The organism is Collinsella aerofaciens (assembly GCF_015556945.1).
In the GTDB taxonomy this organism is placed as follows: Bacteria; Actinomycetota; Coriobacteriia; order Coriobacteriales; family Coriobacteriaceae; genus Collinsella; species Collinsella aerofaciens_AO.
Genome location: NZ_JADNNH010000017.1, coordinates 45,670 through 55,063, shown reverse-complemented (window position 1 = coordinate 55,063; position 9,394 = coordinate 45,670). Strand labels below are relative to the sequence as shown.

10 protein-coding genes and 1 pseudogene are annotated in these 9,394 nt (G+C 64.6%); all 11 read left to right on the top strand.

The features are described from left to right. A pseudogene (locus I2F59_RS06330) lies at positions 1-189 on the top strand (SIS domain-containing protein); the annotation flags it as partial. Positions 190-262: 73 nt separating this feature from the next. Beyond that, positions 263-1,099: a sugar phosphate isomerase/epimerase family protein gene (locus I2F59_RS06325; protein WP_195503597.1), complete on the top strand. Its 837-nt coding sequence runs from the start codon at positions 263-265 to the stop codon at positions 1,097-1,099. Between the two features lie 170 nt (positions 1,100-1,269). Next, positions 1,270-2,985, top strand: coding sequence for an ATP phosphoribosyltransferase (hisG, locus tag I2F59_RS06320; RefSeq protein ID WP_195503596.1), 1,716 nt, complete (start codon positions 1,270-1,272; stop codon positions 2,983-2,985). 105 nt (positions 2,986-3,090) lie between these two features. Then, the gene (hisD, locus tag I2F59_RS06315; protein WP_195503595.1) at positions 3,091-4,527 is read left to right on the top strand and encodes a histidinol dehydrogenase; all 1,437 of its coding nucleotides are present in this window, start codon (positions 3,091-3,093) and stop codon (positions 4,525-4,527) included. A gap of 1 nt (position 4,528) precedes the next feature. Continuing rightward, the gene (gene hisC, locus I2F59_RS06310; RefSeq protein WP_195503594.1) at positions 4,529-5,644 is read left to right on the top strand and encodes a histidinol-phosphate transaminase; all 1,116 of its coding nucleotides are present in this window, start codon (positions 4,529-4,531) and stop codon (positions 5,642-5,644) included. Next, positions 5,645-6,232 (top strand): imidazoleglycerol-phosphate dehydratase HisB, encoded by a 588-nt coding sequence (gene hisB, locus I2F59_RS06305; protein ID WP_195503593.1) that lies wholly within the window; start codon positions 5,645-5,647, stop codon positions 6,230-6,232. Positions 6,233-6,310: 78 nt separating this feature from the next. Next, positions 6,311-7,012, top strand: coding sequence for an imidazole glycerol phosphate synthase subunit HisH (locus tag I2F59_RS06300; protein WP_195503592.1), 702 nt, complete (start codon positions 6,311-6,313; stop codon positions 7,010-7,012). Then, on the top strand, positions 7,009-7,752 hold the full coding sequence (locus I2F59_RS06295) for a 1-(5-phosphoribosyl)-5-[(5-phosphoribosylamino)methylideneamino]imidazole-4-carboxamide isomerase (protein ID WP_195503591.1): 744 nt from the start codon (positions 7,009-7,011) through the stop codon (positions 7,750-7,752). The genes I2F59_RS06300 and I2F59_RS06295 overlap by 4 nt, the downstream gene beginning before the upstream one ends. A 3-nt stretch (positions 7,753-7,755) precedes the next feature. Continuing rightward, on the top strand, positions 7,756-8,538 hold the full coding sequence (hisF, locus tag I2F59_RS06290; RefSeq protein WP_195503590.1) for an imidazole glycerol phosphate synthase subunit HisF: 783 nt from the start codon (positions 7,756-7,758) through the stop codon (positions 8,536-8,538). Between the two features lie 148 nt (positions 8,539-8,686). After that, complete coding sequence (gene hisI, locus I2F59_RS06285) at positions 8,687-9,016, top strand: phosphoribosyl-AMP cyclohydrolase (protein ID WP_195503589.1); 330 nt, start codon at positions 8,687-8,689, stop codon at positions 9,014-9,016. Positions 9,017-9,061: 45 nt separating this feature from the next. Then, on the top strand, positions 9,062-9,379 hold the full coding sequence (gene hisE / locus I2F59_RS06280; RefSeq protein WP_006235893.1) for a phosphoribosyl-ATP diphosphatase: 318 nt from the start codon (positions 9,062-9,064) through the stop codon (positions 9,377-9,379). Positions 9,380-9,394: the final 15 nt, after the last annotated feature.

Genomic DNA, 9,394 nt, shown 5'->3' with positions numbered 1-9,394 from the left:
GGCGACACCGACATCAACATCATCGACACCGCCGAGTTCGCGATCCCCGGCCTTGACGACGAGTTCCGCGTCATCGTCTCCCCGTGGATCCTCTCCTCGCTGATCACCGATCGCCTTGCCGCTTACTACGAGACGGTCACCAAGCACAACCTGAACTATCGTCGTTACTATCACCAGTTCGATTACTAAGAGCAAATATCGTTTGTGTAATTGGGCCCCGCTCCTATATGGAACGGGGCCCCGTTTGGGTTGGAGAGTAATTATGAGCTACCCCCAGCTTGCCGTTATGAATATCAGCCATCGTTATTTTGACCTTGAGGAGTTCTTTTCTTCGGCGTCGGCTTCGGGCTACACGTGTTGCGAGCTTTGGACCGGGGCGATGCATCTGTATGTCGATTGCCATGGATACGATTCGCTCGAGCAGGTGCGGGAGCTGTCACACCGGTATGGGGTTCGGATTGTGGGGCTTTGTCCCGAGCAGAACAACCCCAAGCCGTGGAATATCGCGGCGCGCGGGAATGAGGCGCGTGCCCGCACGCTCGCGTACTTTAAGAACGTTGTGGATATCGCGGCGGAACTTGGAGCCGAGCAGGTCATGGTCTCGAGCGGCTGGGCATTTTTGAACGAGCCGATCGAGGACGCGTGGGGTCGCAGCGCCTCGATGCTGCGTGCGATTGCCGAGCATGCGGGAGAGCGCGGCGTGCGACTGGTGCTCGAGGCCCTACAGCCGGTTGAGTCGATGATCGTGAACTCGGCGGCCGACACGAAGCGCATGATCGAGGCAGTTGATCATCCGGCACTTAAGGCGTGTCTGGATTTGGGCGCTATGGCGGTGGCAGGGGATACCATCGACGATTATTTCGATCTGCTTGGCGATGATGTCGCCCACGTGCATTTTGTCGATGTTGCGGCAGACGGCACGACGCATCTTGCTTGGGGTGACGGCGACCGCGATATGCGCGCCGACCTAGATAGGCTGGTGGCGCGCGGCTATCGCGGAGTTGTTTCGGCCGAGACCTATGACTGGCGCTATTTTGCCAATCCCGCGGCAGCCGATGCGCAGGTAATGGCAGAGTATCGTCGTGCGATTGGCGTCTAGGTGGGGTTGGGTTGCGACAATCCGCTCCTATGTTTCCAAATGAATACGGTGTGAGCCGAGGAGGACGATTCTCCCCGCAAACACTCTAGTATGCTAAAGTACCCAGAAGACCGGCGGAGCTATGCCGGTCTTCTGCTCTATATGAAACACAGCATGAGGAGGCTCACCAGATGACGGCCACACCGTGGGGATTCCGGGACATATTGCCCGAGGAGGCTCAGGCGCGCGAGGAGATCGCATGTACGGTGAAGGGCTGCTTCAGGGAGCATCATTACCTTCCGGTCGAGACACCGCTGCTCGAGGACAAGGGTTCGCTCGAGGAAGGCGGCCGCATTGCGGACACGCCGTTTAAGCTCTTTGATGACGACGGCCGCCTGTTGGTGGTCCGTCCCGACAACACGCTGCCGATCGTGCGCTTGGTTTCGACCCGTATGCGCGCTGCCGACTTGCCTCTGCGCTTACGTTACGAGGCGCCGGTGGTTCGCGAGTGTCAGCGCAATGCCGGTGGTTCGCGCCAGTTTACGCAGTTGGGCTTTGAGCTTATCGGCGCGGGCGATACCTCGGGCGATGTCGAGATTGTCTCGCTGGTCGCCGAGGCCGTGCGCGAGCTGGCACTTCCCGATGCGCGCATTATCGCAGGCAGCGTGCGTCCTTTTAAGGAATTGCTCGCGGTATGCGAGGATCGTGAGCTGGCTGCCGAGGCCCTGCGCTGCGTGCATGCCAACGACTTTGTGGGCCTCGATGCCCGCGTGGCGGTAAGCGTCGAGTCCGATGCCGTCAAGGCCGCCATTGGCGAGCTGCCGCGTCTGCACGGCGGTGCCGAGGTGCTCGACCGCGTGGACGCGCTGCTGGAGGCCGCCGGTATCGTCGCGCCGCTGACGCGCGAGCTGCGTGTCCTGGTCGAGGGCCTGGCACCCGAGGACGCCCAGGTGCTGTCGTTCGACTTCTCTATCATGAACTCTTTCGATTACTACACGGGCTTGGTCTTTAAGGCCTATGCCGGCGGACTGCCCGATCCGGTCGGTTCGGGCGGACGCTACGATTCCATCTTTACCGGCGCATTTGGCGACGGTATCGAGGTGCCGGCGGCGGGCTTCGCCTTTTCGCTCGAGCGTCTGGAGGCCGTGCGCACCTCGGCCGAGGACGCCGCTTCCGATGGCGACCACGCCGTGGGCCGTGGCGCCGAGGGGCCGCTGCGTATCGCCGTGCCCAAGGGTTCGCTCAAGGCCGATACCCTCGACGTGCTTGAGACCGCGGGCCTGGACGTCTCCGAGCTGCGTGACCCCGGCCGTCACCTGATCGTGCGCGGCCGCGACACGCGTGCCGGCGAGGGCGCGGTCGGCGATATCGAGTTTGTCATCGTGCGTCCCAGCGATGCGCCTGCCTTTGTGGGTTGCGGCGGTGCCGATTGCGGCATCTGCGGCTGGGACTCGCTCATCGAGGCAGACCTCAACCTGCTGCAGCTGGTCGACCTGGGCTATGGCCTGTGCACCTTTATCGAGGCGGAGCCCGCACGGCGCGCCGGTCAGGCCGAGCGCAACTATGCTCGCCGCGGGTCGCTTCGCGTGGCCACCAAGTATCCGCGCATCGCGAGTGCCTGGTATGCCGAGCGAGGCGTGAACGCGGACATCGTTTCGCTGCACGGCAACATCGAGTTGGGCCCCATCGTCGGCATGACCGATCGCATCGTGGATATTACCGCCACGGGCGCCACGCTGCGCGACAACGACCTGGTCATCACCGGTCGCATTATGGACTGTACGGCCCGCTTCTTCGTCAACCCGGGTGCTGCGCGCCTGGATCCGCGCGTGCGCAATCTGGCAGATCGCTTGGCAGCGGCCGTGAAGGACAAGCATTTTGAGCCCGTTGCGGGCTCGGCACAATAGCGCGAGCACGCACGGGCGTCCCAACGTCTGGGCTGCGGGCCGATTGGCGCCGCCGCCCGGCCTCTCGTTTTTCGAACACAACCTCGACCGATAGGGGATACCGATATGAAGACCATCAAGCTTGCTCCCGGTGAGCGCCTCGTTACCAACCAGCTCAACCGCAAGGGCGTGCTGCCGCAAAACATCGTCGACGCCGCCCGCGATATCGTGGCCAACGTGCGTGCCAACGGCGATGCCGCGGTGCGCGATTACTGTCAGCGTTTTGACGGTGTCGAGCTGCAGAGCTTCCGCTTGCCGCAGGAGCAGATCGAGGCCGCGCTCGAAGGCCTCGATCCCGCTTTTGTCGCGGCGCTCGAGAAGGCTGCACGCCAGATTCGTGAGTTCCACCAGCGCGAGGTCGAGCAGAGCTGGTTTACCACGCGCCCGGACGGCACGATACTCGGCGTTAAGGTGACCCCGCTCGCGGCGGCTGGCATCTATGTGCCGGGCGGTCGCGCGCAGTATCCCTCCACGGTGCTCATGAACGCCATTCCCGCCAAGGTCGCCGGCGTCAAGCGCGTGGTCATGGTGACCCCGCCTCAAAAGGATGGCCTGATCAGCCCGTACACGCTTGCCGCGGCAAAGCTCGGTGGCGTGGACGAGATTTATATGGTGGGCGGCGCTCAGGCCGTGGCCGCGCTGGCGTACGGCACCGAGACCATTCCGCGCGTCGACAAGATCACCGGCCCGGGCAACGCCTTTGTCGCCGCGGCCAAGCAGATTGTCTCGGGCGACGTGGGAATCGACATGGTCGCTGGCCCCTCCGAGGTCTGCGTGCTGGCCGATGCCACGGCCAAGCCCATGGTGGTTGCGGCCGACCTGATGGCCCAAGCCGAGCACGATCCGCTCGCTGCCTGCTATCTGGTGACCTGCGACGAGCAGTTTGCGCGCGAGGTCGAGGCGGGCATCGACATTCTAGTGGCGCAGTCGCCGCGCGCCGAGATTACCCGTGCTTCGCTGGACAACGAGGGCACCATCGTGGTGGCTGCCGATATGGCCGCCGCCGTCGAGGCCGTGAACACCGTGGCGCCTGAGCACCTTGAGCTGCACTGCAAGGATGCTATGGGCCTGCTCGGCGGCATCCGCAACGCCGGCGCCATCTTTGTGGGCGCCTGGAGCTCCGAGCCGCTCGGCGATTACGTCGCCGGCCCCAACCACACGCTGCCGACCGGCGGCACCGCCATGTTCTCCAACCCGCTTTCGGTGGAGGAGTTCGTCAAGCGCTCGAGCGTCATTTGCTATACGCCCGAGGGCCTGCTCTCCGACGCTCCTGCCACACAGCGTCTAGCCGAGGCCGAGGGCCTGTGGGCGCACGCGCTTTCTGCTGCCCTGCGTCGTCGCGTGCTGGAGCAGGGCGAGGATGCCGTGAGTGCCGAGTCACTGGCTGCGGCCGACCTGACCAAGGTCGCCTGGCCGGGCGACGCCGTGGCGACGGTTGCTGAGGGCGTGGACCTGGCGGCGGCTGCAGGCGGTGCCGCTGGCGCGACCGGCGAGGAGGTCTAACATGGCCGAACTCACGCCGCGCATGAAGGAGCTCGTCCAGCCCTACTTGACCGGCATCGAGCCCTACGATCCCAACTTTACGCCCACGCGCATCAATCTTTCGGCCAACGAGAACACCTATCCCGTGCCGGCCGGCGTGCGCGAGGCGGTTGATGCGGCCTTGGCTGCCGCACCGCTCAACCGCTATCCCGATCCCATGTCCAACGACCTGCGCGACGAGCTTGCTGCCTGGCATGGCGTGACGCGCGAGAACATCTGCGTGGGCAACGGCGGCGACGAGCTACTCTATAACTTCCTGCTGGCGTTTGGCGGCGCGGGGCGGATCCTGCTCAACTGCCCGCCGTGCTTTAGCGAGTACGCGTTCTTTGCGTCGCTCTGTCAGACCGAGGTGCGCGACGTGTGGCGCGACCCGGCAACTTTTGAGCTCGACCAGGCGGCGGTGCTTGCGGCCGCACCCGAGTGCAACCTGGCGATCGTGACCTCGCCCAACAATCCCACGGGCGACGTGGCGCCGCTCGACTTTGTCGCGGCGCTGTGCGATGCGTGCCCCGGCATGGTCATGGTCGACGAGGCCTACGTGGAGTTTGCCGACGATTCGTTTGGCGCGGCAACTACGGCGCAAGGCCTTATTGCCGAGCATCCTAACCTGGTGATTCTGCATACACTGTCCAAGGCGTTCGGCGCCGCCGGCACGCGCCTGGGCTATGTGATCGCGGCGCCCGAGGTCATCGACGTGTTCGCGGCGATTCGCCAGATCTATTCGGTCAACGTGTTGAGCCAGGCGGCGGCGCTTGCCTGCGTGCGTGCCCGCGATGCGTACGCGCCCGTGGTGGCACAGGTCGCATCCGAGCGCGAGCGCGAGTTGTGTGCCCTGCGCGCAATGGCTGCCGAGGGTCTGCCCGTGGAGGCGTGGCCGAGCGCGGCGAACTTTGTGCTTGTGCGCACGCCGCATGCCACGCGCGTGCGCGAGCGTCTGCGCGACGAGTATTCGATTTTGGTGCGCGACTTTAGTTACGCGCCGGGGCTCGCGGACTGTCTGCGCATTACCGTAGGCACCCCGCAGGAAAACGACGAGGTGCTGGCCGCGTTTGCCGCGCTGGTGAAGGAGGAGATGTAGATGGACCGTTATGCCGAGGTGACCCGCAAGACGGGGGAGACCGACATTGTCGTAAAGCTCGACCTGGACGGATCTGGCGTGTGCGATATCTCGACTGGCGTGCCGTTTTTCGACCACATGCTCAACGCTTTTGGCCGCCATGGTCTGTTCGATCTGACGGTGCACGCGGTGGGCGACGTCGAGGTCGATGCGCATCACACCGTCGAGGACACAGGTATTGTGCTGGGCGAGGCGTTTTGCCGGGCGCTGGGCGACAAGGCGGGCATTACGCGCTTTGCCGACGCGGCGATCGCCATGGACGAGACGCTCGTGATGGCTGCTGTTGATATTTCGGGCCGCGGGCAGGCCTACTGCGAGCTGCCCGTGCCGACCGAGCGCGTGGGCAGCTTTGATACCGAGCTGGCCGTCGAGTTCTTCTACGCCTTTGCGCGCGACGCCAAGCTCACGCTGCACGTGCGCGAGCTGGCGGGCGGCAACTCGCATCACATTATCGAGGCCGCCTTTAAGGCCATGGGCCGCACGATGCGTCACGCCTGCGAGCTGGATCCCCGCGTGCAGGGCATCCCCAGCACCAAGGGTTCACTGTAGCTGACGGATTGCACAAACCACCACAAAGGTGCCTGTCCCCTTTGTGGTGGTTTTGGATGATGGGAAAAGGAGGGTCGCGTGGGCGAACCGAAGATCGTGGTGGTCGACTACCACAAGGGCAACTTGTCGAGCGTTGCGCGCGGGCTTGCGCGCGCCGGTGCCGCCGCCTGCACGTCGGACGATCCGGAGCAGATCCGCAACGCCGACGGCCTGGTCATCCCGGGCGTGGGCGCGTTCTATGATGCGATTGCCTTTATGCGCCAGAGCGGCGAGGCGGACGCGGTACTCGATGCCGTTGCCGCCGGAACTCCGCTGCTCGGCATCTGCCTGGGCCTTCAGCTATTTTTTGAGCGCGGCAACGAGGGCGTGCCTGCGGACGAGGGTGCGGTTGCCGACGGCAACACCTCCGAGCAGGCCGGCGGCCCCTGGGTCGATGGCCTGGGTATTATGCGCGGCTCGTGCACACGCTTGGAGTCGAGCCGCCTGAAGGTGCCGCACGTGGGCTGGGACCAGGTGCACATGACGCCCGCCGGCGCGGCCGATCCGCTGCTTGCTGGTTTTGCCGAGGGTGCCAACATGTACTTCACCCACAGTTATGCGGTGGCCGACGACGCCGATGCCGCCGATGTGCTGGCGCGCACGCACTATACGCGGAGCTTCCCGTGCATCGTGCGCCATGGCAACGTGTGGGGCTGCCAGTTCCATCCCGAGAAATCCTCCGCGCTGGGTCAGCGCATCCTTAAGAACTTCGTCAACATCGTCGAGGAGGCTGGCCGATGATCCTGTTTCCCGCAATCGATCTGATCGGCGGCAAAGTCGTGCGCCTGGAGCGTGGCGACCGCAGCCGCTGCAAGGTATATTCCGACGACCCCGTGGCCGTTGCTCGCTCGTTTGCCGAGCAGGGCGCAAGCTGGGTGCACGTCGTCGACCTGTCCGCTGCCTTTGGCGAGGACGAGGACACATGCGCTGCCAACTCGGCGGCGATTAAGGCCATCTGCGGCGTCGACGGTCTGTCCGTGGACGTGGGCGGCGGCGTCCGCTCGCTCGCGCGCATCGACGAGTTGGCCGGCTACGGTGCGCGCCGCATCGCGCTGGGCACGGTGCTGGTGACCGAGCCGGGTTTTGCTGAGGTGGCAGCCCAAGGCTTTGGCGAGCTGCTCGTGGCCGACATCGCCGCTCGCGACGGCCAGGTCAAGGTGAACGGTTGGCGTGACGGCGCGGGCGTGGCGCTCGACGACGCCGTGGCGCAGCTTTCCGAGCTGGGCTTTAAGCATCTGGTGTATACCGACATCGCGCGTGATGGCATGCAGACGGGCATCGATGTGGCGGCGTATCGCCATGTGGCCGAGGTCGCGGGTTTTCCCGTCGTGGCTTCGGGCGGTATCTCGACGCTCGACGACATCCGTGCGCTTGCCGCGGTGGGCGGGGATGCCATCGAGGGTGCCATTACCGGTCGCGCGCTCTACGAGGGCAACTTTACGCTGGCCCAGGCGCTGGCCGCCGCCCGAGGGGAGGAGTAGCCTATGCTTACCAAACGCGTAATTCCCTGCCTGGACGTCAAGGACGGCCGTGTGGTCAAGGGCGTCAACTTTGTGAGCTTGCGCGATGCGGGCGATCCGGTGGAGCTGGCGCGCGCCTACGACCGCGAAGGTGCGGACGAGGTCGTATTTTTGGACATTACCGCGACGAGTGACAACCGTGTGACGACCATCGAGATGGCGGCGCACGCGGCCGAGGAGCTCGCTATTCCCTATACCGTGGGCGGCGGCTTTCGCGACTTGGCGGGCATGCGGACCATGGTTGCCGCCGGTGCCGACAAGGTGTCGCTCAACTCGGCGGCCGTGCGTGACCCGTCGCTGATTAGCCAGGCTGCCGCGGCTTTTGGCAGTCAGGCCGTGGTCGTGGCGATCGATGCCAAGCGCGTCGGTTTGCCCGGAGAGCCGGGTGCCGACAAGTGGGAGGTCTTTACCGCGGGAGGTCGCAACGCCACGGGTATCGACGCGGTGGCGTGGGCCGAGGAAGCGGCTCGTCGCGGCGCCGGCGAGATCTTGCTGACCAGTATGGATCGCGACGGCACCAAGGCCGGCTTTGACCTGGCGCTCACCCGTGCCGTGGCGCGCGCGGTGCCGATTCCGGTGATCGCAAGCGGCGGCGTGGGTACGCTCGAGCATTTTGCCGAGGGCGTGATCGAGGGCGAGGCCGACGCCGTGCTGGCGGCGAGCGTCTTTCACTTTGGGACGTTCAGCATTCGCCAGGTGAAGGAGTATATGGCGTCGCAGGGCATCCCTGTGAGGCTGGACTTTTAGCGCTGCGGCTTGCCCAGGCACCCGACCTTCTGGCTCCAACCCTCCTCGCGTACTTAAGTACGCGTCGTCGGGCTTGTCGCTCGGAATCTCGGGCACCTGGACAACCCTCGCCGACCTGTGGGATTTCGTTTGTTGCTTGGGAGAAATGATGACTGAGGTAATAGAAGCGTCTGATCTTACGTACGACGCCCGTGGGCTGATTCCTTGTGTGGTTCAGCAGTATGACACCGGCGAGGTGCTTATGGTTGCCTGGATGAACGAGGAGTCGGTGGGGCTGACGCTCAAGACCGGCACCACGTGGTTTTGGAGCCGCAGCCGCCAGGAGCTCTGGAACAAGGGCGCGACGAGCGGCAACATGCAGGCGGTCAAGGAGCTTTGGGCCGACTGCGATAGCGATACGCTGCTGGTCAAGGTCGACTCGCCGGGCCCGGCCTGCCATACCGGCAACCGTACCTGCTTCTTTAAGAAACTCGCGTAGGGCGGGCGCTCGATTAGACGCTCGGCCACCAGAAAGGATTGAACTATGGGTGTGCGCACCGCAAACGTTCAGGATGGAAATATCGGTGAGACGCTGACGGGGCTCGCCGAGGTGATTCACGGCCGTCGCGACGCATCGCCGCAGGAGAGCTATACCGCTCGCCTGCTGACCGACGTCGAGGACGAGCTGCTCAAGAAGCTTGCCGAGGAGGCAAGCGAGGTGATCATGGCCTGCAAGGATAACGATCACGATCACATCCGCTACGAGGCCGGCGACCTGGTCTACCACCTGCTCGTGACGCTCGAGCGCTACGGTATCACCCTCGACGAGCTAGCCGGCGAACTCAACGCCCGCCGCCACTAGTCGTTTGGGACAGTC